This window comes from Rhodanobacter sp. K2T2, assembly GCF_013408815.1.
GTDB lineage: Bacteria > Pseudomonadota > Gammaproteobacteria > Xanthomonadales > Rhodanobacteraceae > Rhodanobacter.
Genome location: NZ_JACCCA010000006.1, coordinates 31,241 through 55,787 on the forward strand (window position 1 = coordinate 31,241; position 24,547 = coordinate 55,787).

Consider the following 24,547-nt stretch of genomic DNA (forward strand, 5'->3'; position numbering starts at 1 on the left):
GGGATGGTTTTTCGACCGACTCTTGTGGCGGGAGCGGCGCCTGTCGGCGCGGGGAATCTAGGCAACCGTGGCGTTTCCGGGCATATTGACGCACTGGCGCATCGCGCATTCCTGTGAGAACCGGCTTTCCGTTGGCGTTTGGGGTCCGCTGGTGCAGGGCAACCGACTTGACCACGGCCGCAGTACCTCGTCTATGAGCCCCGGCAAGTGATGGCCAACCAATCCTCCATCGAGCGCGATATTGCGCTGATTTCCCGATCCAATGCCGTGCCCACGATATTGGAAGTGGTGGCGCGTACGACCGGCATGCGTTTCACCGCCGTTGCCAGAGTGACCGATACCCATTGGACGGCGTGCGCCGTCTACGATCGAATCGAATTCGGTCTGAGGCCGGGCGGCGAGCTGGTGCTCAAGTCGACCATCTGCAATGAGATTCGCGAGCACCGTCAGCCGATAATCTTCGGGCATGCCAGCAAGCACACGGTATTCGCCAATCACCCCACGCCTAAGTTGTACGGCTTCGAAAGTTATATTTCGATCCCTATTTTCCTGTCGGACGAAAGCTTTTTCGGCACGCTGTGTGCGATCGATCCGGCGCCGGCAAAAATCGACGATCCGGAACTGCTGAAGACGCTGCAGCTCTTCGCCCAGCTGATCGCCGCCCAGTACGAGGCCGAACGGCGCAGCGACGCGGCGGAGTCGGCCCTGCTCGACGCGCAGTCGACGGCGCGTCTGCGCGACCAGTTCGTCGCCGTGCTGGGGCACGATCTGCGCAATCCCGTGCAGTCGATCAGCATGGGTGCGGACATGCTCGATCGCGACCTCCCCGACGGGCGCGAGCGACGCATCGCCAAGCACATCCAGCGTAGCTGCCAGCGTATGAGCGAGCTGATCAGCAATATCATGGATTTTGCGCTGGGTAAGCTCGGCGAGGGCATCGCGGCATCGATGGAACGACCACACGATCTTGCCAGCGATCTGGAGCACGTCGTATCGGAAATACAGCGCGCGCATCCCGACCGCGAGATTGTCGTCACCACGTCGCTGCAGCAGGCCTTTGCCTGCGATCAACGACGCATCGGGCAGTTGCTCGGCAATCTGCTCTCCAATGCCATCACGCATGGGTCGCACACGTCGCCTGTGCGCGTTTTTATCCTCAGCAACGCATCGCACTTCGAGCTGGCCGTAGAAAACGCGGGCAAGCCGATTGCCGAAGATACGATCGATCGCCTTTTCCAGCCTTTCACCCGGGGCACGTCCACCTCGCCCAAACCGGGGCTCGGACTCGGCCTGTATATCGCTGCCGAGATCGCCAAGGCCCACGGCGGCACGCTGCAGGCGATATCGAATACGGCGTTTACCCGCTTCGTGTTCCGCATGCGGCTGGATGGCGATACCAACAGTCTGCATCAGGGCAAGGTCGAAGGCACAGGCGCCTGAGCTTCTTCGGCCACGCTTGCGAGCGGCGCGACAGCGGCGGTTCGGGTCAGGCCAGAGGCGGTTTTGTCGCTGCCTTCGGACGGCGCCGCACACCGGCACCCAGGGTGCCGATCAGCAGCAGCGTCAGGAGCACTTCCACCAGCGCAAGCCAGCGCTCGTGGGGCGAACTCCATGCTTCGGCGACGCCGTGGCAGAAATAGAACAGACTGAGAATGCCGACCCACAGCAGTGCGCGCCGAATCCTGCGGATCGCCAGGAGTGGCAACACCAAGGGAGCTACCGTGATAGCGAGCACGAGCCACAGCGGCACCGTTTGCGCCGGCACCAGCCACGCGTGCCAGATCAGCTGCAGCAGCACCAGGCCACCCCAGGCGTAGAGTCCCCAACGCTGCTCGGAAGTCACGCGTGTCGTCACGCGCTGGCCGCCAGTTTGCGCGCAGTGTCGGCGAGCCGACGGCCCAGCGCGCGCGCCAGTTCGCGTTCGTGTTCGCTGATCGGATTTTCGCCCTTGCCGCCGGCGACGTGACTGGCGCCGTAGGGCGTGCCGCCGGTTTGCGTCGTGCTCAGCGCAGGCTCCGTATAAGGCAGACCGAGCAGCAACATGCCGTGGTGGAGCAGCGGCAGCGCCATCGTCAGCAACGTGGATTCCTGGCCGCCGTGCATGCTGCTGGTAGAGGTGAACAGCGCGGCCGGCTTGCCGACCAGCGCACCGTTGGCCCATTCCGTGCCGGTACTGTCGAGAAAGTATTTCAGCGGCGCAGCCATATTGCCGAAGCGCGTGGGACTGCCCATTGCCAGGCCGATACATTCGAGCAGATCGTTTTTCTGCACGTAGGGTGCGCCTTCCTCGGGCTCGGGCGGCTGCGCGATTTCTGTCACCGGCGCGACCGGTGGGACCTGGCGCAGGCGCGCGCGCATGCCGGGCACTTCTTCGATGCCGCGGGCGACGAGTCGGGCCAGCTGTGCGGTGCTGCCGGTACGGCTGTAGTACAGAACGAGAATGTCGTGACTCATGTGGTTGGACCTGTGATGGTGTCTTGCGTGCCGGGCGAATGCGTTGAGGCTTTCACAGGCGATACGCTAGTGTACCTACCGATATCCAACGCGTCGGCTGCTGTGACGCGAACTTCCTTTGAGAAAATCGATGGCCTTGCGCTTCAACCGCAATCGCGTAGTGCAGTTCAGCCGCTTTCTGTGGCAACGCTTTCTCGACGACAAGTGCTTCGAGACGGCTGGTGCGCTGTCGTACACCACGCTGGTCTCGCTGGTGCCGCTGACCGTGGCGGTGTTTGCCATGTTTTCGGCGTTTCCGGTATTTCAGGGCGCGCGTACTACGCTGGTGGATTTCGTGTTCGACAACTTCGTGCCGGCCGCCGGCGAGACAGTGCAGAAAGCGATCCAGAGTTTTGCCGACAACGCGAGCAAGCTGACCGGCATCAGCATTTTGGTCATGCTGTTCAGCGCGCTGTCGATGATGATCAGCATCGAGGATCGGCTCAACCAGATCTGGCGCGTGCACAAGGCGCGCGGCTGGGGTTCGCGACTGCTGCTTTACTGGGCGGCGCTGACCCTGGGTCCGATACTCGTGGTCGGCGGTATCGCGGTCACCTCCTACGTCACGGCGCTACCGCTGTTGCAAGGTGCGGCAAGCCAGATCTACGGCATCGGCCACAGTCTGCTCAGCGTGCTGCCGTTCGTGGTGACCTTTCTCACGTTGTGGCTGCTGTATGCGGTGGTGCCCAACTGCAAAGTATCCCGGCGCGATGCGCTGATCGGCGCCACGCTGGGCGCCGTGCTGTTCGAGATCGTGCGCTGGGGCTTCACCTTGTTCGTGCGGCAGGCGCAGACGTATCAGCAGATCTACGGCGCCGCGCTGGCGGCGATTCCCATTTTTCTGCTGTGGATTTATCTCTCGTGGGTGATCGTGATTCTGTCCGCGTCGATTGCGGCATCGGTATCGGCGTTCGACTTTCACGCGCCGAAAGAGCGCCTGCCGGCCGGTGCCGAGTTTCTCGGCCTGCTGGTGGTGCTGGGGCATTTCATCGACGCGCAGCGCAGCGGAGACACGGTAGATCAGGCCAAGATACGGCAGTACGAGCCGTATCTGCATCGCGGCACGATCGCCGATTATTTCTTCGAGCTGGAGCAGGCCGAACTGATCACCCAAAGCGAGCTGGGCAGCTGGCTGTTGTGCCGCAGCCTGGACAGCACCGATCTGCTGCGCGTTTACGAACATTCCCGCTATCGCCTGCCGCTCAATCCCGTGGAAGAGGCGGCCGAACTCGGCATCGCACTGCCCCAGCCGCTGCTGGGGCTACTGGCGGTGTTGGCTGACGAAGTCGCGGCCACACTGACCACACGGCTCAACACCGTTTATCCCCCGGACGCGAACCGCGCGGCCGATACCAAGGAACTTCCTGCATGATTTCTGCGCTACGCAAACTCGGCTTCACCTCGCTGATATTCGTCGCACTGGCCGTGGCCATTCCGGCGCAAGCCGCGATGCCCGAAAAGCCCACGCTGAAAGTCGTCACGATCGATGGCAAGACCTTCGATCTGGCAGCCGAGCGCGGCAAGTGGGTGATCGTCAATTATTGGGCGACCTGGTGCGTGCCCTGCATCAAGGAGATGCCGGACATCTCCCACTTTGTGGCAACCCACAAGAACGTCGCCGCGATCGGCCTGGCATTCGACGACAGCGAGCCCGCAGACATCAAGGCCTTCGTGGCCAAGCATCCGGTGGTGTATCCCATCGCGCAAGTGACGATGGACAAACCGGTCAAGGATTTCGACGAGCCGCGCGGCCTGCCGACCACTTGGCTGATCGACCCGCAGGGCAAGGTGGCCAAGCCTTTCGTGGGGCCGGTGACCTCGTCGATGCTTGCCGCGGCGATCGGCGCCAAGTAATGCCGGCAGCGAGGTTCATCGTCAGCGGCCACGTGCAGGGCGTGTTCTATCGCGCCAGCACGCGTGAGCAGGCCTCGAATCTCGGTTTGGCAGGTCATGCGAAAAATCTGCCTGGCGGCGAAGTCGAAGTGCTGGCCATCGGCGATATCGCCGCACTGGATGCGCTGGAGCAGTGGCTGCAGCGTGGGCCGCCAGCGGCGACGGTAGCATCGGTTCATCGCGACGAGCTGGCTGGCGAAATCACTGCCGAGAGCTTCGGCAAGGACTTCCATATCCGCTAGCTTTTTGCGTTAGCTATCGCCGAACGTATCGGCGACCCACACGGCCTTGTCGGTAACGTTCTCGTGCGCGGGATCGCCTTTCAGTGCCGACAGTTCCACTTCGGCGATCGGTTCGTCGTCGAACGGTAGTTGCTTCAGCAGATGTCGGATCAGATTTACGCGGCCGCGCTTCTGGTCGTTGAAGTCCACCACGAACCACGGCGCATGCTTGGCGTCGGTGCGTTTGATCATGGTGTCGCGCAGCTTGCCGATTTCGGTGTATTTCTGCCGCGCAGCCATATCCACCGGCGACAGCTTCCAGCGTTTCAGCGGATTCTCGGCGCGCTGGTTGAAGCGCTCTTCCTGCTCCTGCTGATCCACGGCCAGCCAGTACTTCAGCAGGATAATGCCGTCGTCGGTGAGCAGCTTTTCGAAAGTCGGCACCGCGTCGAGAAAGGCCTTGTATTCGTCCTTGCTGCAAAAGCCCATGGCCGGTTCGACCACCGCGCGGTTGTACCAGCTGCGATCGAACAGCACGAACTCGCCGGCGCTGGGCAAGTGCTCGACATAGCGCTGGAAATACCACTGGCTCGACTCGTGTTCGCTGGGTTTGGACAGCGCGGCAATGCGATAGCTGCGCGTATCCAGGCTTTCGGTAATCGCCTTGATCGTGCCGCCTTTGCCGGCCGCGTCGCGCCCCTCGAAGATCACCACCAGCCGCTTGCCGCTGCGCTTGAGCCCGTGCTGCAGGCGTATCAGCTCGAGCTGCAGCTCTTTCATGGCTTTGCGGTAGTGATGTTTGGCTTTCTTGCCCATGAGGATTCCGAGCGGCTAGGTGATATTGATGTCGGCGGCCGGACGGCCGATTCGGCGCCGGGCCACCATGGCCTGCACCGCGCGGCGGAAATCGGTGGCATAACCGGCCATGTCGAACAGCTTGCCGCGCTGGCGCTGCTGTTCCAGATGATGGCGCAGCAGCTGCAAGGCTTCGTGATGGCTGCCCAGGTTCACGGCGAGCGCGACGAAGCTGTCCTCGTCCTCGGTCACCAGTTCGGGCAGGCCGACGTGCTGCAGCAGGCTAGCCGCCACGCGGCCGGCAAAGGTGTTGCCCACCAGCGTCAGCAGCGGGCAGCCGGCCCATAGCGCGTCGGACGCGGTGGTGTGCGCGTTGTAGGGGAGGGTATCGAGAAACAGATCGACGTGCGCATAGCGCGCCAGATATTCCCGATGCGGCAGCTTGGCCATGAAGATCAAGCGATCGGCGGCGATGCCCGCCTGGACCGCGTGCTCGCGCAGACGCCGATCGGCGTTTTCCGGCCCGCTCAGCAGCCACAGCACGCTGCCCGGCGTCTGATCGAGAATGCTGAGAAAGCGGTTGAACGAGGGCGGATTGATCTTGTAGCTGGCGTTGAAGCAGGCAAACACCGTACCTTGCGCCGGCAGTCCACACGCTTCGCGCGGGGGCGCCGGCGGGATGTTCCGGGTCGGGTCGTTGGGCTGAAAGCAGCGCGGCAGCAGCAGCAGTTTTTCGCTGATCGTCGAGCGCAGCGATGTCGGCGCGACGATGGCGTCGGCGAGCAGATAATCGATCCAGGCGGCACCGGAGGTGCCCGGATAGCCGAGCCAGTTGAGCTGCAGCGGCGCTGGGCGCAGCGCAAAAAGTTTGGCGTTGGAGCCGCTGGAATACACCGTGAGATCGACCAGCAGTTCGATCCGATCGGCGTGGATGCGTTCGGCCAGCGGGCCGTGGCCCAGGCCGCTGACGTCATCGACGTGGCACGCGGCTTCGAGCCGCGTACGAATGGCGCCGCCGTCGTTAGGTGCGGTAGCGTAAAGGTGCAGCTCCAGCTCGCTCTCGGCCAGCGCCTCGATCATCGCGACCACCAGCAAGCCGGTGGCATGCTCGCCGAAGCCGTTGGAGACAAAGCCCACCCGTATCGGCGTATTCGCCGCAGGCATAGTATGCGTGAAGGCCAGCTGTCGGCGCAGCGGCGCCATCTCGGCGTCGATGGCGGCGGCAAAGGTTTCGGCGCAGTGACGCTGCTCTTCCGCGCTGGCGTCCTCGGCCAGAAAGCTGAAGGGCGTAATGCCCGGCATGCCGTCGGCTACGGCGACGCGCAGCCGTGCGGCGAGAGTTTCCAGTTCGCTCCATTGGCACAGCTGGCGCAAGGTGAAAATCCGCTGGCTCAGGGCTGCACCGTTGTTTCCATCGAGCTGCAGTGATCGTGCGAAGGCTGCCTGCGCGTCGTCGAGCCGGCCCAGCTCATCGAGCATCATGCCCGCGTGGTAGGGATGCTCGCCGTTGCGTGGCTCCAGCGCTTCGGCGCGCAGGTAGGCCTGAAACGCTTCAGTAAACTGGCCGCGTGCTCGATGCGTGTGTCCGAGCATCGCGTGCGCCGGCCCCATGGTTGGCGCGATCTGCAGCGCCTCGCGTGCATGCACTTCGGCCTGGGCGGCGTGGTCGATCGCCAGTTCGGCGGCGGCCACGTTCAGCCGCAGGCCGGGATGGCCCGGTGCGCCGTAGGTCGCCATGGCGTACGAATCGCGCGCCTGGCCGTAGCGCGCCGCCGCCATCAGCGCGTTGCCCAGTGTCAGCAGGATGACCGGATGACCCGGGGAGACGCGCAGCGCGGCGCGCATGCGCTCGATCGCCTCGTCGGCGCGGCCGTCGGCCACTTCGAGACTGGCCAGATTGCACTGCACTTCGAGACTGTCGGGGCTGAGTTTTTCGGCCTTGTACAAAAGGCGCAGCGCCTCGTCGCGCCGATCGAGCTGATGCAGGGTGATGGCATAGATGCGCAGCAGCTCGGCGGAATCGGGGAAGCGCTTCATCGCGTCTTCGGCGACCGGCACGGCGTCGGCAAAGGCGTGGGCTTCCAGCAGCGTGGTCAGGCGCGCCAGGTAGCCGTCGAGTTCGGATTGGAAGAGGTCGGTCATGGGCTCACGCTAGCGTATGGTCGGATGGGCGCCAAGCGCCCTCGGGCAGAGGCGCATCGTCAACCGCCGCTCAGCGACTTCAGCTCATCGGCCTGATGCTCGCGGGTCAGCGTATCGACCAGCTCGGCCAGATCGCCCTGCATGATTTCGGTGAGCCGATAAAGATTCAGGCCGATTCGGTGATCGGTCACCAGGTTGTCCTTGTAACGGTAGGTGCGGATGCGCTGGCTGCGGTCGCCGGTGCCGACCTGCAGCCGGCGCGACTCGGCCTGCGCTTCGCTCTGCTTGCTGCGTTCGGCGTCGAGCAGGCGCGCCTTCAGCAGGCTCATCGCGCGGGCGCGGTTCTTGTGCTGGCTGCGCTCTTCCTGACACTCGACGATCGTGCCGGTGGGAATGTGCGTAATGCGAATGGCCGAGTCGGTCTTGTTGACGTGCTGACCGCCGGCGCCGGAGGCGCGAAAGGTATCGGTCTTCAGATCGGACGGATTGATGACGACGTCATCGATCTCATCGAGTTCCGGCAGCACGGCGACGGTGGCGGTGGAGGTGTGCACGCGGCCTTGTGACTCGGTGACCGGCACGCGCTTGACGCAGTGCGCGCCGGATTCGAACTTCAGCTTGGAATACGCGCCGGCGCCTTCGACGCGTGCGACCACCTCCTTGAAGCCGCCGTGCTCGCCGGCGTGTTCGCTGAGAATTTCCACGTGCCAACGGCGGCTTTCGGCATAGCGCAGATACATGCGCAGCAGGTCGCCGGCGAAGATCGCCGCTTCGTCGCCGCCGGCGCCCGCGCGCACTTCGAGGTAGAGGTTCGCCTCGTCGCGTGGATCTTTCGGCAACAGCAGCAGCTGCAGTTCGCTGTCCAGTTCGAGCAGTCGCTGCTGCAGTCGGCCGATGTCCTCGCTGGCCATGTCGCGCAGCTCGGGATCGTCGAGCATGGCGCGCGTGTCGGCCAGCTCGCGCTCGGCTTGGTCGTGCTCGCGCAGCGAGGTGGCGACAGGTTCGAGCTGGGCGTATTCCTGCGACAGAGTGCGGAATCGAGTGTTGTCGGCGAGCACGTCGGGCTGGCTCAGCAGCAGGCCGATTTCCTCGTGGCGCTCGGCCAGTGCTTCGAGTTTGCGGCGGATCGATGGGGTCATGGGAGAAGGGGCGAGTAGAGAGGGGCGAGGGATGAGCAAAAGCGCCTAGACCAGTGAGCGATCCGGGCAAGGATGAAAGCGGCAGCCAGCCGCCCTCGCTATTTATCCCTTTTTTGGGACTCGCTTCTCGTCCCTTTCTCTTCGTCGTCGAGCCCGTACAAACGACCGGCGGCATGCAGCAGGTCGAGATCGCCGCTGAGCGCCGCTTCGCGCAGCCGCGCGCTGGGGTGGTGCAGCAGCTTGTTGGTCAGCGTGTTGGCGAGGAACGCCAGCGCCTCGTCGGCCGTCTTGCCGCGAGCGAGCATGGCGCGTGCCTTGTCGAGCACCTCGTCGCGGTAGACCTCGGCGTGCTGGCGCATGTCGAGCGCCGGGTTCTTCAGCGTGAGTGCGTGGCGCCAGGCCATGTAGCGATCGACCTGCAGATCGATGATGTCGCTGGCTTCGTGCGCGGCGGCTTCGCGTGAGCGGCGGTTGTCGTCGATGACCTGGCGCAGGTCGTCGATACCGTAGAGATAGACGTCGGGCAGGTCGCCCACGCCGTCCTCGATATCACGCGGCACCGCGATATCGACCATGAACATCGGTTTGCGCCTTCGCGCGGCCATGGCTTTCTCGACCATGGCACGGGTGAGAATCGGCTGTCGCGCCGCGGTGGAGGAGATCACGATATCGACCTCGGCCAGATGCTGCGGCAGATCGGCCAGCGCGATGGCGTAACCGCCGTAGCGGCCGGCCAGTTCCTGTGCAGTTTCGAGCGTGCGGTTGGCGACGATCAGCCGTCGCGCCTTTTTGTCGGCAAGATGCTTGGCCGCCAGTTCGATCGTGTCGCCGGCGCCGATCAACAGCACGCAGGCGTCGGACAGGTCCGCAAAGACTTGCTCGGCCAGCCGTACCGCGGTGAAGGCGACCGACACGGTAAACGCGCCGATCCGCGTGTCGGTGCGCACGCGCTTGGCGACCGCAAAGGTGTGCTGCAGCAGACGATCCAGCGGCGCGCGTAGCGACTGCGCTTCGCGTGCCTGCTGATAGGCGTCCTTCACCTGGCCGAGAATCTGCGGCTCGCCCAGCACCATCGAATCCAGCCCGGTAGCGACACGGAACATGTGGCGTACGGCCTCACGTTCATCGTGCCGATACAGGAACTCGTCCAGCTTGCCCGGAGTCAGACGGTGGTGACGGCTCAACCACGCCTGCGGAATGCTCTCGGCACCGGCAGTCACGCCAACGTAGAGCTCGGTGCGGTTGCAGGTCGAGAGAATCATCGCCTCTTCAACGCCCGGCTCGCGCGTCAGCTCGTGCAGCGCCTCGCCGGCGGCCTCCGGATCGAACGCCACCTGTTCGCGCAGGCTGACCGGCGCGGTGAGGTGGTTGATTCCGAGGGCTATCAGCGGCATGAGGGTGTAGGAGTTCCGGCATGGATGTCGCTGCGACGTTTTCGGCGCGATGCAGTGACGACGTAGACTAAGCTTGATGCAGTATCCGCGCGGTGACCGATATTGGCTTCGCCGGTCACGCGGCGGCAAACAAACAAAAGGTAGGCAGATGGAGGTGGATGTGCGGAGCGGGTCGGCCAGGTTCAAGCAACTGCGGCATTTTACGGCACTGACGGCCTCGGTGCTGGTTTTGTGCAGCTGTGCCCCGATGCCCGCGCGTTCGCCGCGGCAGGCGGCCGCAAACGCGCAGCCGCTGGCGCATCTGGTGGTTGCCACGCCCGACGCCGAGCACGATCTGCTGGCCCAACTGCTGGCCGGCGAAATGGCGCTGAGCCGCAACGATCTCAAAACCGCTTCGACGGCCTACGGTCACGCCGCCGGCCTGAGCCTGGATCCCGAAGTGGCCGAACGGGCTGCGCGCCTGGCCATCGCCGTGCATGACGACACCGCGGCTCAGCAAGCGCTGGATCGCTGGCAGGTGCTGGGCGCCGCGCCTGTCGGTATGGCCGAGGCCCGCGCCGAGCTGGCGCTCGATCGCGGCGACGCCGACGAAGCGCGTCGCCAGCTCACGCTTCTCATCGGCAGCAGCGACAAGGAAGTCTGGCGCCAGTTCGGCCGGGTGATGCTTGGCGCCCGCGATCAGGCACAAGCGGCCAACTTGCTGGTTGAGCTGGCGACGCCACAGCAGCTGCCGGCCGACCCGCAGGCATGGCTGGCGATGAGCGAACTGGGCGATAAATTCGGCCGGCACGCTTACGCGCTGGCCATCGCCGAAGCGGCCGTGCAGCGGTTCAAGAGCGCCGAAACCTACGCCTGGCTGGCGCAAATGAAATTCAAGGATGGCGATCACGACGGCGCCCGCGCGCTGCTGCAAAAGGCGATCGCCAAGGCACCCGACAATATTCAGTTGCGTCTGGCCTACGCCAGCATGCTCAGCCAGGCCGGTGACTATGCCGGCGCCTCCAAGGTGCTCGATCACGGCCCGCAAAATGCCGACACCTACGCCCTGCGCGTGGCTCTGGCGGCGCAGAACGGCAACGGTACCGGGCTGGCCGCGCTGTATCAGCAGCTGCAGAAAGCGCCGCCGGAGGTGCGCGCGAAAAGTGCCTATCTGCTGGGCCAGCTGGCCGAGGCGCAGCATCTCAACGACGAGGCGCTGGCCTGGTACAGCCAGGTCGACGATGACGACACCCATGCGTTCGACGCCGACCTGCGCAGCGCGGTGATCTTGCAATCGCAGGGCAAGAGCAACGAGGCGCATCAGGCGCTGGAACAGATGCAGGTCGATTACCTCGATCAGCCCACCCAGCTGCGCAAGGCCTATCAGGTCGATGCCGAACTTTACATGCGCGAACGCAAGTACCCGCAGGCGATCGCGGCATTCAGTCACGCCCTGCAGGTGGTGCCGGACGATCCGGACCTGCTCTACGGCCGCGGGCTGGCATACGCCGAGGCGAACGATGTCGATCTGGCGGTCAAGGATTTTCACCGCCTTCTGAAGATCAAGCCGGGTGACGTCGATGCCAGCAATGCGTTGGGTTTCACCCTGGCCGACGCCGATCGTGACCTGCCCGAAGCCGAGCAGCTGATCCAGACGGCCCGCGCGGCCAAGCCGAACGATCCGGCCATCGCCGATTCCTGGGGTTGGCTGCAGTACCGGCTCGGTCATCTCGATCAGGCGGCGCAGGTGCTCAGCAGCGCGTGGCAAGCGCAGAAGGACGCCGACGTCGGCGTTCATCTGGGCGAGGTGCTGTGGAAGCTGGGTCACCAGCAGGAGGCACAACGCATTTTCGACGACGTGCGCAAGCTCGATCCGACCAACAAGAACCTGCAAGATGCGCTGCGGCGTCTGCACGCATGAAGGCTGCTGCGATGAACCGGGTTTTTCGATGCGTTGCCGTGTCGCTGCCGCTGTTGCTTGCCGCCTGCGTACCGGCGCCGGCGATAAGGACGAAGGGCGGTGCCGGCCAGCTGGCGGCGCAGCAGTCGCGCGAGCAGTCGTTGGCCCATGCTGATCATTGGGTCATGCAGGGGAGGTTGGGTGTGTCCGACGGCAAGGACGGCGGTAGCGGTAGCTTCAGCTGGACGCAGAATGGCGATCGCTACGAGTTCGTGCTGCGCGGGCCGGCCATCAGCGGCGCGGACTTCCGTCTCAGCGGCGGGCCCGACGGCGCGCAGCTGCAGGGCCTCAAGTCCGGACCGATCAGCGGCCCCGATGCCGAGGCGCTGATGCGCAAGGCGCTGGGCTGGGAAGTACCGCTGCGCGATCTGCGTGCCTGGGTGCTTGGCCTGCGCGCGGACAGCGGCGCAGCCGACGTCAGCTTTGGCGACAACGCGCTGCCGTCGCTGCTGGTGCAGGATGGCTGGTCGGTCGAGTACCGCGAATGGGACATCACGCGCCAGCCCGCTCTGCCGACCAAGGTCTACGCCAGCAAGCCGCCGTACAAGGTGAAGCTGTCGATCGAATCATGGCAGTTCCAGTGATGGCGATTCGCTGGCAGCTCGGCGATGCGCGCAGCGCACGAATGCGTTGAGTCGCCAGACCCGTCATGCCCGATCATCCGACCGAACGCGTTTTTTCCATCGAACGTGCGCTGCCTGACCAGGTTGCGGCGCTGTGTGCGATCGAGCGAAAAGCCGTGCAGCTTTTTCGCGGTCACCCGGCCTGGGCGGCCTATGCCGATATGCCGATCCCGCCCGAGCTGTTGCACCGGGCGATCGGTCGCGGTCTGGTCTGGGTCGCGCTGAGTGTGGACCAGGAGGCGGTGGGATTTGTCTGGCTGGATGCAGAGATAGACCGCGGGGCGGCTGATGAGGCGATCGGCGTCGCCGAAATCGACGTGCTGCCAAGTTACGGCCAGCGCGGCATCGGTGCCGCGTTGCTTGAACATGCCTGCCAATGGGCACGCGCCGCCGGCTATCGCCGGATCGCCCTGGGGACGCTGGCCGACGTGCCTTGGAACGCGCCGTTCTATGCCAAGCGCGGCTTTGCCGCGGTCGACAAGAACGATCCGGCGTTTGCCTTTGCGCGCCAGCGCGACCGCGAAAACGGTTTTCCAGACCGGCTGCGGGTATTTATGAGCCGCGCTTTGGCGCGTCCTGCCCGGAACGAATGGACGATATGGCCTGCGCCGGCCAAGTTGAACCTCTTTTTGCGCATCACCGGGCGGCGGCCCGACGGTTACCACGAGCTGCAGACGGTATTTCGGATCCTCGACTGGGGCGATGAGATCCGCCTGCGCCTGCGTGACGATGGCCAAGTTCGGCGGCTACACGAGGTGCCCGGCGTGCCGGAGTCGTCCGACCTGGCGGTGCGCGCGGCGCAGCTTTTGAAGACGCACGCCGGCGCAGCTGCGGGCGCGGACATCGAGGTAAACAAGCGCGTGCCGATGGGCGGCGGCTTGGGCGGTGGCAGTTCCGATGCGGCCACCGTGCTGGTGGCGCTGAACTGGCTGTGGCGGCTGAATCTGGGCGAAGACACCCTGGCCGAACTCGGGCGTCAGCTGGGTGCGGATGTGCCGGTCTTCGTGCGCGGTCGGTCGGCCTGGGCCGAGGGTATCGGCGAGCAGCTCACACCGCTGCCGCTGCCGCGGCGAACGTATGTGGTGCTCGACCCGCATGAGCATGTGCCGACGGCCGCGCTTTTCCAGGCGTCTGAATTGACACGAAATGCGCCGCGGGCGACAATTTCATCCTTTGCTTCTGGCGAAACGACAGAAAATGCCTTTGCGCCGGTAGTACGCGCGCGTCACCCGCGGGTGGCCGCCGCGCTCGACTGGCTGGGCGGCTTCGGTCAAGCGCGACTGTCCGGTAGTGGCGGCTGCGTGTTTCTGGAAACGAAATCATTCGAGCGGGCGGTATCGATCGCCGGGCAATGTCCGGTGGCCTTCACGGCCCACGTGGCCTCGGGGGTCGATGTTTCACCGCTGCAGCAGGCTCTGGCGCGGCATCAATCGCGCACGGAGTGAAACGACACACGGCGTTCGCTGGCGGCATGGCGAACCCCAACGAGTACGAACAAAAGCACAATCGAACAACCTACTACTGGGGCGTCGCCAAGCTGGTTAAGGCACGGGATTTTGATTCCCGCATACGCAGGTTCGAATCCTGCCGCCCCAGCCATTCCTGATGGCTTGAGTTCCGAGGTAACCACTGTGGACACGTCCACCCCGATGATGCTTTTTACCGGCAATGCGCATCGCGCGCTGTCCGAGGACGTCGCCCATCGACTGGGCGTGCCGCTTGGCAAGGCGCTGGTCAGCACGTTCAGCGACGGCGAAGTGCAGATCGAAATCGAGGAAAACGTCCGCCGGCAGGAGGTTTTCGTCATCCAGCCGACGGGTGCGCCGAGTGCGGAAAACCTGTTCGAGCTGCTGGCGCTGGTCGATGCGCTCAAGCGCGCTTCGGCCATGAGTGTGACCGCGGTGATGCCGTATTTCGGCTACGCGCGACAGGATCGCCGGCCGCGCTCGGCCCGCGTACCGATCACCGCCAAGCTGGCTGCCCGCATGATCGGCGCCGCGGGCGTCGACCGGGTGCTGACGGTGGATCTGCACGCCGACCAGATCCAGGGCTTCTTCGATATTCCGGTCGACAACGTGTACGCCTCGCCGGTGCTGCTGGCCGATATCTGGCGCCATCACAGCATGGACGATGTGATCGTGGTCAGCCCGGACGTGGGCGGCGTGGTGCGCGCCCGCGCACTGGCCAAGCGGCTCGACGACGCGGATCTGGCGATCATCGACAAGCGCCGCCCGAAGGCCAACGTGGCCACGGTGATGAACATCATCGGCGACGTGAACGGCAAGACCTGCGTGCTGATCGACGACATCGTCGATACCGCCGGCACGCTGTGTGCGGCCGCCGCTGCGCTGAAAGAGCGTGGCGCCCGCAAGGTGGTTGCCTACTGCGTGCATCCGGTGCTGTCGGGCGCGGCGGTCAGCAATATCGAAGGCTCCCAGCTCGATCAGCTGGTAGTCACCAATACGCTGCCGCTCAGTCCGCAGGTGCAGGCCTGTACCCGGATTCGTCAGCTGTCGGTCGCCGAGCTGCTGGCCGAAACCATTCGCCGCATCGCCTTTGGCGAGTCGGTGAGTTCGCTGTACGTGGACTGATGCGGCGGGATTGATTCAGTCGTATTGCTTCATACTGACTGGCTGATATTGCTGCACCCACAGTTTTTGGCTTCAAACGCGATGGCATTCGCCATCGCACCATCGACTTTTCTGGTCGCGGGAAAGTCACTCGACCGCTGCGAAGCGGTTACTACCCAACCAAGGCAATACCAACATGGCTAAGACACACGAAATCAAGGCGCAGAGCCGCAAAGACGAGGGGAAAGGTGCGAGCCGCCGCCTGCGTCATGCGAGCTTCGTGCCTGCCGTCGTTTACGGCGCCGGCAAGGATCCGCAGAGCATCCAGATCGAACACAACACCATCCTGCTCGCTGCCAAGCACGAGTGGTTCTTCTCCTCGGTGCTCGACCTCAACGTCGACGGCAAGGTGCAGAAGGTGCTGGTGCGCGACTGGCAGAAGCACCCGTTCAAGCAGCTGATGATGCACATGGATTTCCTGCGCATCAACGAGAACGAAGTCGTTCGCGTCAACGTGCCGCTGCACTTCCTCAACCAGGAAACCTCGCCGGCTGCCAAGACTTCCGGCGTGGTCATTTCGCACAACCTCACGGAAGTGGAAGTCTCCTGCCTGCCCAAGGATCTGCCGGAGTTCATCGAGCTCGATCTGGGCAAGCTGAAGGAAGGCGATATCATCCATCTGTCGCAGCTGACGCTGCCGGCGAACGTCGAAATTCCGGCGCTGGCGCTGGGCGAGGATCACGACATTGCCGTGGTCACCGTAATGTTCGTGCAGGAAGAAGTGGACGAAGCGCCGGAAGCTGTCGAGGGTGATGACGCTGCCGCCAAGCCCGCCGGCGACGCCAAGAAGGACGACAAGAAGTAAGCCGCTGCAGCCCGCACTGGAAACGGTGCGGGCTGCGCTGCTTGCCTTCCGTCATGGCAGGTTTGCGACTCATCGTCGGACTGGGCAACCCCGGTGCCGAATACCTCAGAACCCGGCACAACGCCGGGTTCTGGTTTGTGGACGCCCTCGCCAGCGCGCAGGGCCAGCGGTTCGGTTTCGACGGCAAGCTGCACGGCGAAGCCTGCAAGGTCGCCATCGGTGGCGAGTCGGTGTGGCTGCTGAAGCCTTCGACCTTCATGAACAAAAGCGGCATCGCGGTGGCTTCCGCGCTGCGCTACTACAAGATCGAGCCGGAGCAGTGCCTGGTCGCGCACGATGATCTCGATTTGCCGCCTGGCGTGGTGCGCCTCAAGTTCGACGGCGGCCATGGCGGTCAGAACGGCCTGCGCGACATCATGGCCCATCTGGGGCACGGTAAATTCCATCGGTTGCGCGTGGGTATCGGCCATCCCGGGCATCGGGATCAGGTCACGCCCTGGGTGCTGGGTCGGCCCTCGGCGGCTGACGAAGACGCCATGCTGTTCGGTATCGGCAGAGCACTTGATGTGCTGCCGCTGGCGACGAGGGGCGAGTTTGAAAAGGCAATGCATCAGCTGCACAGTGCGGAAGCCAGTGCAGTGAAAAAGTAGGTTTTCATTCGCAGCAGACGCGATGCGCAAGCCGAGCCACCGGATCGATTTGCGCCTCACGTTTCACGGCACGGAATCATCATGGGTATCAAATGCGGCATCGTCGGTCTGCCCAACGTCGGCAAGTCCACCCTGTTCAACGCGCTGACCAAGGCGGGCATTGAGGCGGCGAACTATCCGTTCTGCACCATCGAGCCCAATGTCGGCATCGTGGAAGTGCCGGACGTGCGACTGGCGCAGCTGTCCGAGATCGTCAAGCCGCAGAAAGTAGTGTCGGCCGTGGTCGAGTTCGTCGATATTGCCGGATTGGTGGCGGGCGCGTCGAAGGGCGAGGGCTTGGGCAACCAGTTCCTGGCCAATATTCGCGAGACCGACGCCATCGTCAACGTTGTGCGTTGTTTCAACGACGACAACATTATCCACGTGGCCGGCCGCATCGATCCGCTCGACGACATTATCGTTATCGGTACCGAGCTGGCGCTGGCCGATCTGGCTACGGCCGACAAGGCGCTGCAGCGCGAGCAGAAGAAAGCCCGCGCAGGCGACAAGGACGCCAAGCTGATGGTTGCCGCGCTGGAAAAAGTGGTGCCGCATCTGGATCAGGGCAATCCGGCGCGCTCGGCGCCGCTGTCCGATGAAGAAAAGCTGGCGCTCAAGCCGCTGTCGCTGCTGACCATCAAGCCGGCGATGTACGTGGCCAATGTGGCCGAAGACGGTTTCGAGAACAATCCGCTGCTGGACAAGGTGCGTGAGCATGCGGCCATCGAGGGTGCGCCGGTGGTCGCCGTGTGCGCGGCCATCGAGTCGGATATGGCCGAGATGGACGACGCCGACAAAGCGGAGTTTCTCGCCGAAATGGGCCTGAAGGAGCCGGGGCTTAATCGGCTGGCGCGCGCGGCGTTCGGGTTGCTCGGTCTGCAGACGTACTTCACTGCCGGCGTCAAGGAAGTGCGCGCCTGGACGATCCACATCGGCGACACCGCGCCGCAGGCGGCTGGCGTGATCCACACCGATTTCGAGCGCGGCTTTATTCGTGCGCAGACGATCGGTTTCGACGATTTCATCCGCTATCGCGGCGAGCAGGGCGCCAAGGAGGCGGGCAAGATGCGCGCCGAGGGCAAAGACTACGTCGTCAAGGACGGCGACGTGCTGAATTTCCTGTTCAACGTCTGACGCGCGTCGTCGTGAGTTTGTTCGACCTTTAGCCGGAGTTTCCATGTCAGGCCAGCAGCACGAAGTGACTTTCCGTTTTCTCGCCCAGCCCACCGACGTCAACTTCGGCGGCAAGGTGCACGGCGGCATGGCCATGAAGTGGATCGATCAGGCCGGTTATGCCTGTGCGGTGGGCTGGAGCGGCGCGTATTGCGTCACCGCGTCGGTCAGCGGCATTCAGTTCGTGGCGCCGATCCTGATCGGCGACCTGGTCACGGTGCGGGCTCGTCTGATTCACACCGGCACATCGAGCATGCATATGGCCGTGGATGTGCTGGCGCGCGATCTGCGCAAGGGCGAGCAGCGGCTGGCAACCAGCTGCGTGATGGTGTTCGTGGCGCTCGACGGGCAGGACGGTAAACCCACTGCGGTGCCGCGCTGGGAGCCAAGTAACGACAACGAGCGCCGGCTGCAGCTGCAGGCGAAACAGCTTCTGGAACTGTCCAAGGGCATGGAGCAGCTGATCGATATGCACGGCGCGTCCGCGAGCTGACCTGCAGCCGTACGCGCAAAAACTGTGCGAAATACGCGCATTTGCACGCCTCAGGTGTTGACAGCTCAAGGCTCGATCCACACAATACGCGTTCTTTGTTGGAGGGATACCCAAGCGGCCAACGGGGGCAGACTGTAAATCTGCTGGCTTACGCCTTCGGTGGTTCGAATCCACCTCCCTCCACCAGCTTGGTCACTGCTTCGATTTGTGAAACGGTGAAGCGTCAAAAAGTGAGCGACGTTAGTTTTATCGCGGCGTTCAGTAGAACAAGTACACATGGTTGCAAGGAAGCAATTCTGATCGCGACGCGAAAGCGGCGCGGCCCTGATGGATGAGGCAGGTGGCATGATTCGATGTGGATCACGAAGCCCGTCCCGTTTATCGAGCGAGTTCCGCGCAGGGCGGGAGTAGTTCAATGGTAGAACATCAGTTTTCCAAACTGATTATGCGGGTTCGATTCCCGCCTTCCGCTCCATTGCGCTGCATCGGCCAAGCGGTCGACCTTTGCATGCAATGCGGAAGTCGACGCTTTTTTTGAATTGTCCGGCAGGATGCCGGTCTGTTCTTTGCCATCATGGAGGATGGCTGAAGTATCCGCTCATGTAGCTCAGTCGGTAGAGCACTTCCTTGGTAAGGAAGAGGTCACAGGTTCGATTCCTGTTATGAGCACCATTTCACTACGCCCGTAATGGCTCAGGTCGGATACGGTCGGTTTTTTTCCTTCAATTGATTGACTCCATCGGGGTTTAGCGCGCATGGCAAAGGGTAAATTCGAACGCACCAAGCCGCACGTCAACGTCGGCACGATTGGTCACGTGGATCACGGCAAGACGACGCTGACAGCGGCGCTGACGAAAGTCGGTGCAGAACGTTTCGGTGGCGAGTTCAAGGCCTATGACGCGATCGACGCGGCGCCGGAAGAGAAGGCGCGCGGCATCACGATCTCGACCGCGCACGTGGAATACGAGTCGCCGAACCGCCACTACGCGCACGTCGACTGCCCGGGTCACGCGGATTATGTGAAGAACATGATCACCGGTGCGGCGCAGATGGACGGCGCGATTCTGGTGTGCTCGGCCGCGGACGGCCCGATGCCGCAGACGCGCGAGCACATCCTGCTGTCGCGCCAGGTCGGCGTGCCGTACATCGTGGTCTACCTGAACAAGGCGGACATGGTCGACGACGCCGAGCTGCTCGAGCTGGTCGAGATGGAAGTGCGCGAGCTGCTGAGCAAGTACGACTTCCCGGGCGACGACACCCCGATGATCCATGGTTCGGCCAAGCTGGCGCTGGAAGGCGACCAGAGCGAAATCGGCGTGCCGTCGATCATCAAGCTGGTGGACGCGCTGGACGCGTACATCCCTGAGCCGGTGCGCGTGATCGACAAGCCGTTCCTGATGCCGGTCGAAGACGTGTTCTCGATCTCCGGCCGCGGCACGGTGGTGACCGGTCGTATCGAGCGCGGCATCATCAAGGTCGGCGACGAAATCGAAGTGGTGGGTATCCGCAATACGCAGAAGACCACCGTGACGGGCGTGGAAATGTTCCGCAAGCTGCTGGATCAGGGTCAGGCAGGCGACAACGCCGGTCTGCTGCTGCGCGGCCTGAAGCGTGACGACGTCGAGCGCGGCCAGGTGCTGGCCAAGCCGGGCACGATCACCCCGCATACGGACTTCGAGGCCGAGGTGTACGTTCTGTCGAAGGACGAGGGTGGCCGTCATACGCCGTTCTTCAAGGGCTACCGCCCGCAGTTCTACTTCCGCACCACCGACGTGACGGGCGCTTGCGAGCTGCCCGAGGGCGTGGAAATGGTGATGCCGGGTGACAACGTGAAGATGGTGGTGAGCCTGATCCACCCGATCGCGATGGACGAAGGCCTGCGCTTCGCCATCCGTGAAGGCGGTCGCACCGTCGGCGCCGGCGTCGTTGCCAAGGTCATCAAGTAACAAATTCGAACGGCGGGGCTCGAATTAACAAAGCCCCAAAGTGAGTAGCTCCTATGAAGAGTCCGGCATGGATGCCGGGCTTGGCTCCGCCATCAGGGATGATGGCTAAAACTAAATCTCTTCACGGGGCGAGCGGAACCATCCGCTCGCCGTCGTGTTTACAGTTCAAGTCATGTACGCCAGTAGCTCAATTGGCAGAGCAGCGGTCTCCAAAACCGCAGGTTGGGGGTTCAAGTCCCTCCTGGCGTGCCACTTTCCCGAGGATCGATGACGGGTGACGATGGCAAGGCCGCCCGAACAGGCCGGTATGCCGCTGACACTTGATCACTGTGCATGAATACCAAGGCAGAACAGCAGCCCAAAGGCACGAATGCCGCCGATGTTGCCAAGCTGGTATTGGCAGGGCTGATACTGGTTGGCGGCATCTTCGCCTATTCCTGGTTCGGTAACGACGCCAGCATCCCTTCATCCGTGCGCCTGCTCGGCGTACTCGCGGCGCTGGTCATCGCGCTGGCGATAGCGGCCTTCACGGCGCTGGGTCGTCGGGTGCGCAATTTCGTCGGCGAGTCGCAGTTCGAATTGCGCAAGGTGGTCTGGCCGACCAAAGATGAGACGATCAAGACTACCGGCATCATCATCGTGGTCGTGGTGGTGCTGTCGCTGTTGCTTGGCCTGATCGATCTGATCCTGAAGTCGGTCATCCTCGACTGGCTGCTCAAGTTGGGTACCTGAGGTGGAAAACATGAGCAAGCGTTGGTATGTGGTGCACGCCTATTCGGGTTTCGAGAATCAGGTGAAACGTTCCCTCGACGAGCGCATCAAGCGCGCCGAGATGGAAGAGAAATTCGGCGAAGTGCTGGTGCCGACCGAGGAAGTGATCGAGATGCGCGGCGGCCAGAAGCGTCGCAGCGAGCGCAAATTCTTCCCAGGCTACGTGCTGGTGCAGATCGAGACGAATACCGAGGGCAAATCGCCGCGGATCGACGATGAATGCTGGCATCTGATCAAGGAGACGCCGAAGGTCATGGGCTTTATCGGCGGTACCGCCGATCGTCCGCTGCCGATCAAGGACAGCGAGGCCGAAGCCATTCTCAGCCGCGTCCGCGAAGGTGTCGAAAAGCCGCGTCCGAAGGTGTTGTTCGAACCGGGCGAGATGGTTCGTGTCACCGAAGGTCCATTCAACGACTTCAATGGCGTGGTCGAAGAAGTCAACTACGACAAGAGTCGTCTGCGCGTTGCCGTGCTGATCTTCGGCAGGTCGACCCCGGTCGAACTGGAATTTGGTCAGGTCGAGAAAGCCTGATCGGGCCGGTCCGATTCACTGGCTCTAGTGAGTGAATCCGTGCCTTTGGCACGGGGCTTGCTGAAAGCCAGTTCAATCTCTATACTGCGCGGTTCACGTCGAGGTCTAACGATCTCGGCGTGTCCGTGTTTCAGGGTCTGCACGATGCAGACCTTCCTTCCATCGAGGGACCGGTGAACAGCGAGGAGCCGCAAGGCGCCTGAACTCGCGAGGAAAAATGCCATGGCAAAGAAAGTTACTGGTTACATCAAGCTGCAGGTCAAGGCCGGTCAGGCCAACCCGTCGCCGCCGGTGGGTCCAGCCCTCGGTCAGCGCGGCCTGAACATCATGGAATTCTGCAAGGCGTTCAATGCCGCTACGCAGAAAATGGAGCCGGGTGCTCCGATTCCCGTGGTGATCACCGCCTACTCCGATCGCAGCTTCACCTTCGCGATGAAGACGTCGCCCGCCACCTTCTGGCTGAAGAAGCTGACCAATACGGCCAAGGGTTCGCCCAAGCCGAATACCGACAAGGTCGGCAAGGTCACGCGCGCCCAGCTCGAAGAGATCGCCAAGCAGAAAAGCGCCGACCTCACGGCCGCCGAGCTCGAAGCCGCGGTTCGCACAATCGCCGGCAGCGCCCGTTCCATGGGCCTGGTAGTGGAGGGTTAAGACATGACGACCAAACTCACAAAACGTATGAAGGCCGCGCAGGGCGCGGTGCAGCCGGGCAAGTTCTATGGCCTGGACGAAGCGCTGAAGATCATCAAGGACAACGCCAAGGCCAAGTTCCCCGAGTCGGTGGACGTGGCTGTGCGCCTGGGCATCGACGCGAAGAAGTCGGACCAGGGCGTGCGCGGTTCTTCGCTGCTCCCGCACGGCACCGGCAAGACCGTCAAGGTCGCCGTGTTCTGCCCGCCGGGTGAAAAGGCCGAGGCTGCCAAGGCCGCCGGTGCCGACGCCGTTGGTATGGACGATCTTGCCGAGCGCATGCAGGCTGGCGATCTCGACTTCGGTCGCGTCATCGCCACGCCGGACGCCATGCGCGTGGTCGGCAAGCTCGGTCAGCTGCTGGGCCCGCGTGGCCTGATGCCGAATCCGAAGGACGGCTCGGTCACCGCCGACGTCGCCACGGCGGTCAAGAACGCCAAGGCGGGTCAGGTGAAGTTCCGCAACGACAAGGCCGGCATCATTCACGCCACCATCGGCAAGGCCAGCTTTGACGCTTCGCAGCTCGCGGACAATCTCAACACCCTGATTGCCGATCTGCTGAAGGCCAAGCCGTCCACGGCGAAGGGTCAGTTTTTGCAGAAGGTCGCTCTGTCCAGCACGATGGGCGTCGGCGTCGCCGTCGATACCTCGACGCTGGCCACCGCCGCCAAGTAAGAGATCAAGTCCTATACCGGCCTAGCCCGGTATAGGCAGTTTTTGAGGGCAGCTCCGATGCCATTCGCGATCGGGGCGGCTGTCAAAGACCGCAGGCGTGACCAGCGTGCGACGACGACGGGCAGGAGGCTCGCAAATGGCAGGGAATCGCCGTTGTCGCCAGCGGGGTCGCTTAATCGGATGTATCCCCATCCGGCCAGCGTAGATGGTGCTGCCCATTCTGGAATGTTTTTCTGGAAAGGCCGACACCCGGGACCTTACGTCCCCGACGTCACGGACGGCGTCGCCCAGGACCGCAAGCGGCAGGAGCCGTGAGCGGAATTCATTTGGAGGAGTGCAATGGCTCTAAATCTGTCCCAGAAACAAGAAGTAGTTGCCGAACTGGCAGAAGTTGCCGCGAAGGCTCACTCCCTGATCGCTGCCGAGTATGCGGGCACCACGGTCGCTCAGATGACCGCGATGCGCAAGCAGGCTCGCGAATCCGGCGTGTACTTGAGAGTTGTCAAGAACACGCTCGCTTCGCGCGCTGTAGCCGGTACCGATTTCGAGGTCGTTCAAGACGCTCTGGTCGGTCCGCTGCTGTACGCGTTCTCGACCGAAGAACCAGGCGCTGCCGGGCGTCTGATCAAGGAGTTCGCCAAGAGCAACGACAAGCTGAAGCCGAAGGTCGTTTCGGTCGAAGGCAAGCTGTTTGCCGCCGAGCATGTCGACGTGCTGGCCTCGTTGCCGACCCGCGAGCAGGCGCTTTCCATGCTGGCACGCGTGCTGGCCGAGCCCGCTGCGATGTTCGCCCGCGCCGTCAAGGCCGTGGCCGACAAGCAGGACGGTGGTGGCGAAGTTGCCGCCGAAGCTCCGGTCGAAGCCGAGCCCGCTTAAGTTCGCTTTCTATTTAACTGAATCCATTTCCAGAGGTAAATAAAATGTCCCTTTCCAACGAACAGATCGTTGAAGCCGTTGCCGCCAAGTCGCTCATGGAAGTGATGGAGCTGGTGAAGGCCATCGAAGAGAAGTTTGGCGTGTCCGCTGCTGCCCCCGTGGCTGCTGCCGGTCCGGCCGCTGCCGCTGCCGCTCCGGCGGAAGCGCAGACCGAGTTTGACCTGATCCTGAAGACCGCCGGCGCCAAGAAGGTCGACGTGATCAAGGCCGTCCGCGCCATCACCGGCCTGGGTCTGAAGGAAGCCAAGGACCTCACCGAGGCCGGCGGCGTCCTGAAGGAAGGCTTGTCGAAGGAAGATGCCGACAAGTTCAAGAAGGATCTCGAAGCTGCCGGCGCCACTGTCGAACTGAAGTAATCGGCGTTTGCGCGCCGATAGTTCGACTTGACGTCAAGCAAGCCTGGGGGCGAAAGCTCCCGGGCTTTGCCTGTTAACGGTGAACTTCAACCGTTCGGTGGCATCGAAACCGTATCGGCGATTCAAAAGTAATCGACAACAAGCACTTGCAATAGCAGTACCTGTAACACGGCTCAGAAGTCAGCACTGAAAGATCGACGATGTTGGCTCCA

25 protein-coding genes and 5 tRNA genes are annotated in these 24,547 nt (G+C 63.2%); 24 read left to right on the forward strand and 6 right to left on the reverse strand.

Going from position 1 to position 24,547, the window contains the following annotated elements; translation table 11 throughout:
• The first annotated feature begins 210 nt into the window (after window positions 1–210).
• Complete coding sequence (locus HDE78_RS10755) at window positions 211–1,440, forward strand: GAF domain-containing sensor histidine kinase (RefSeq protein WP_179479207.1); 1,230 nt, start codon at window positions 211–213, stop codon at window positions 1,438–1,440.
• A gap of 46 nt (window positions 1,441–1,486) precedes the next feature.
• Here the strand turns inward: HDE78_RS10755 and HDE78_RS10760 are convergent, their stop codons facing one another.
• Window positions 1,487–1,855, reverse strand: a complete 369-nt coding sequence (locus HDE78_RS10760; RefSeq protein WP_179479208.1) for a DUF2069 domain-containing protein — start codon at window positions 1,853–1,855, stop codon at window positions 1,487–1,489.
• On the reverse strand, window positions 1,852–2,454 hold the full coding sequence (wrbA, locus tag HDE78_RS10765; RefSeq protein WP_179479210.1) for an NAD(P)H:quinone oxidoreductase: 603 nt from the start codon (window positions 2,452–2,454) through the stop codon (window positions 1,852–1,854). The genes HDE78_RS10760 and wrbA overlap by 4 nt, the downstream gene beginning before the upstream one ends.
• 130 nt (window positions 2,455–2,584) lie before the next feature.
• Here wrbA and HDE78_RS10770 point away from each other — a divergent pair, with 130 nt between their 5' ends.
• From HDE78_RS10770 to HDE78_RS10780, 3 genes are read left to right on the forward strand one after another with little or no spacing between them, the layout of a single operon-like run.
• Entirely contained in the window at window positions 2,585–3,865 is a 1,281-nt protein-coding gene (locus HDE78_RS10770; protein WP_179479212.1) for a YihY family inner membrane protein, read from the forward strand.
• Window positions 3,862–4,347: a TlpA disulfide reductase family protein gene (locus tag HDE78_RS10775; protein ID WP_179479214.1), complete on the forward strand. Its 486-nt coding sequence runs from the start codon at window positions 3,862–3,864 to the stop codon at window positions 4,345–4,347. Before HDE78_RS10770 ends, HDE78_RS10775 begins: the two co-directional genes overlap by 4 nt.
• Entirely contained in the window at window positions 4,347–4,628 is a 282-nt protein-coding gene (locus HDE78_RS10780; protein ID WP_179479216.1) for an acylphosphatase, read from the forward strand. Before HDE78_RS10775 ends, HDE78_RS10780 begins: the two co-directional genes overlap by 1 nt.
• Before the next feature lie 9 nt (window positions 4,629–4,637).
• On the opposite strand, the gene ppk2 is transcribed toward HDE78_RS10780, so the two are convergent.
• The 4 genes from ppk2 to hemA form a co-directional block, all read right to left on the reverse strand.
• A complete protein-coding gene (gene ppk2 / locus HDE78_RS10785; protein ID WP_179479218.1) occupies window positions 4,638–5,423 on the reverse strand; it encodes a polyphosphate kinase 2 in 786 nt (261 codons plus the stop codon).
• A 15-nt stretch (window positions 5,424–5,438) separates the two neighbouring features.
• Window positions 5,439–7,544, reverse strand: a complete 2,106-nt coding sequence (locus HDE78_RS10790) for a tetratricopeptide repeat protein (protein WP_179479220.1) — start codon at window positions 7,542–7,544, stop codon at window positions 5,439–5,441.
• Window positions 7,545–7,603: 59 nt separating this feature from the next.
• Window positions 7,604–8,683, reverse strand: a complete 1,080-nt coding sequence (gene prfA, locus HDE78_RS10795) for a peptide chain release factor 1 (RefSeq protein ID WP_179479222.1) — start codon at window positions 8,681–8,683, stop codon at window positions 7,604–7,606.
• 98 nt (window positions 8,684–8,781) lie between these two features.
• The gene (gene hemA, locus HDE78_RS10800; RefSeq protein WP_179479224.1) at window positions 8,782–10,077 is read right to left on the reverse strand and encodes a glutamyl-tRNA reductase; all 1,296 of its coding nucleotides are present in this window, start codon (window positions 10,075–10,077) and stop codon (window positions 8,782–8,784) included.
• 247 nt (window positions 10,078–10,324) lie between these two features.
• On the opposite strand from hemA, the gene HDE78_RS10805 reads away from it, so the two are divergent.
• The 20 genes from HDE78_RS10805 (at window position 10,325) to rplL (ending at window position 24,335) form a co-directional block, all read left to right on the forward strand.
• A complete protein-coding gene (locus HDE78_RS10805; protein WP_255457758.1) occupies window positions 10,325–11,977 on the forward strand; it encodes a tetratricopeptide repeat protein in 1,653 nt (550 codons plus the stop codon).
• Window positions 11,978–11,988: 11 nt separating this feature from the next.
• Complete coding sequence (lolB, locus tag HDE78_RS10810; RefSeq protein ID WP_179479228.1) at window positions 11,989–12,600, forward strand: lipoprotein insertase outer membrane protein LolB; 612 nt, start codon at window positions 11,989–11,991, stop codon at window positions 12,598–12,600.
• 65 nt (window positions 12,601–12,665) lie between these two features.
• Window positions 12,666–14,084, forward strand: a complete 1,419-nt coding sequence (gene ispE / locus HDE78_RS10815; RefSeq protein ID WP_179479230.1) for a 4-(cytidine 5'-diphospho)-2-C-methyl-D-erythritol kinase — start codon at window positions 12,666–12,668, stop codon at window positions 14,082–14,084.
• 77 nt (window positions 14,085–14,161) lie between these two features.
• Window positions 14,162–14,238: transfer RNA gene (locus HDE78_RS10820), tRNA-Gln, on the forward strand.
• Window positions 14,239–14,288: 50 nt separating this feature from the next.
• Window positions 14,289–15,230, forward strand: coding sequence for a ribose-phosphate diphosphokinase (locus tag HDE78_RS10825; RefSeq protein WP_179479731.1), 942 nt, complete (start codon window positions 14,289–14,291; stop codon window positions 15,228–15,230).
• Between the two features lie 175 nt (window positions 15,231–15,405).
• Window positions 15,406–16,074 (forward strand): 50S ribosomal protein L25/general stress protein Ctc, encoded by a 669-nt coding sequence (locus tag HDE78_RS10830; RefSeq protein ID WP_179479232.1) that lies wholly within the window; start codon window positions 15,406–15,408, stop codon window positions 16,072–16,074.
• 53 nt (window positions 16,075–16,127) lie between these two features.
• A complete protein-coding gene (gene pth, locus HDE78_RS10835; RefSeq protein WP_179479234.1) occupies window positions 16,128–16,724 on the forward strand; it encodes an aminoacyl-tRNA hydrolase in 597 nt (198 codons plus the stop codon).
• 81 nt (window positions 16,725–16,805) lie between these two features.
• On the forward strand, window positions 16,806–17,897 hold the full coding sequence (ychF, locus tag HDE78_RS10840; RefSeq protein WP_179479236.1) for a redox-regulated ATPase YchF: 1,092 nt from the start codon (window positions 16,806–16,808) through the stop codon (window positions 17,895–17,897).
• A 43-nt stretch (window positions 17,898–17,940) separates the two neighbouring features.
• Window positions 17,941–18,429 carry an acyl-CoA thioesterase gene (locus HDE78_RS10845; protein WP_179479238.1) on the forward strand — a complete coding sequence of 163 codons (489 nt, stop codon included), beginning with the start codon at window positions 17,941–17,943 and terminating at the stop codon, window positions 18,427–18,429.
• A 100-nt stretch (window positions 18,430–18,529) separates the two neighbouring features.
• A tRNA-Tyr gene (locus tag HDE78_RS10850) sits at window positions 18,530–18,615 on the forward strand.
• A gap of 215 nt (window positions 18,616–18,830) precedes the next feature.
• A tRNA-Gly gene (locus HDE78_RS10855) sits at window positions 18,831–18,904 on the forward strand.
• Window positions 18,905–19,025: 121 nt separating this feature from the next.
• Window positions 19,026–19,101: transfer RNA gene (locus tag HDE78_RS10860), tRNA-Thr, on the forward strand.
• Between the two features lie 83 nt (window positions 19,102–19,184).
• Window positions 19,185–20,375: an elongation factor Tu gene (gene tuf / locus HDE78_RS10865; protein WP_179479240.1), complete on the forward strand. Its 1,191-nt coding sequence runs from the start codon at window positions 19,185–19,187 to the stop codon at window positions 20,373–20,375.
• Window positions 20,376–20,551: 176 nt separating this feature from the next.
• Window positions 20,552–20,627 (forward strand) — tRNA-Trp (locus tag HDE78_RS10870).
• An 81-nt stretch (window positions 20,628–20,708) separates the two neighbouring features.
• On the forward strand, window positions 20,709–21,107 hold the full coding sequence (secE, locus tag HDE78_RS10875) for a preprotein translocase subunit SecE (protein WP_179479242.1): 399 nt from the start codon (window positions 20,709–20,711) through the stop codon (window positions 21,105–21,107).
• A gap of 10 nt (window positions 21,108–21,117) precedes the next feature.
• Window positions 21,118–21,678 (forward strand): transcription termination/antitermination protein NusG, encoded by a 561-nt coding sequence (nusG, locus tag HDE78_RS10880; protein WP_179479244.1) that lies wholly within the window; start codon window positions 21,118–21,120, stop codon window positions 21,676–21,678.
• Between the two features lie 222 nt (window positions 21,679–21,900).
• Window positions 21,901–22,329 carry a 50S ribosomal protein L11 gene (rplK, locus tag HDE78_RS10885; protein ID WP_179479246.1) on the forward strand — a complete coding sequence of 143 codons (429 nt, stop codon included), beginning with the start codon at window positions 21,901–21,903 and terminating at the stop codon, window positions 22,327–22,329.
• Window positions 22,330–22,332: 3 nt separating this feature from the next.
• Window positions 22,333–23,043 (forward strand): 50S ribosomal protein L1, encoded by a 711-nt coding sequence (rplA, locus tag HDE78_RS10890; RefSeq protein ID WP_179479248.1) that lies wholly within the window; start codon window positions 22,333–22,335, stop codon window positions 23,041–23,043.
• A 339-nt stretch (window positions 23,044–23,382) separates the two neighbouring features.
• Entirely contained in the window at window positions 23,383–23,919 is a 537-nt protein-coding gene (gene rplJ, locus HDE78_RS10895) for a 50S ribosomal protein L10 (protein ID WP_179479250.1), read from the forward strand.
• Window positions 23,920–23,963: 44 nt separating this feature from the next.
• A complete protein-coding gene (gene rplL / locus HDE78_RS10900; protein WP_179479251.1) occupies window positions 23,964–24,335 on the forward strand; it encodes a 50S ribosomal protein L7/L12 in 372 nt (123 codons plus the stop codon).
• Window positions 24,336–24,547 lie beyond the last annotated feature (212 nt).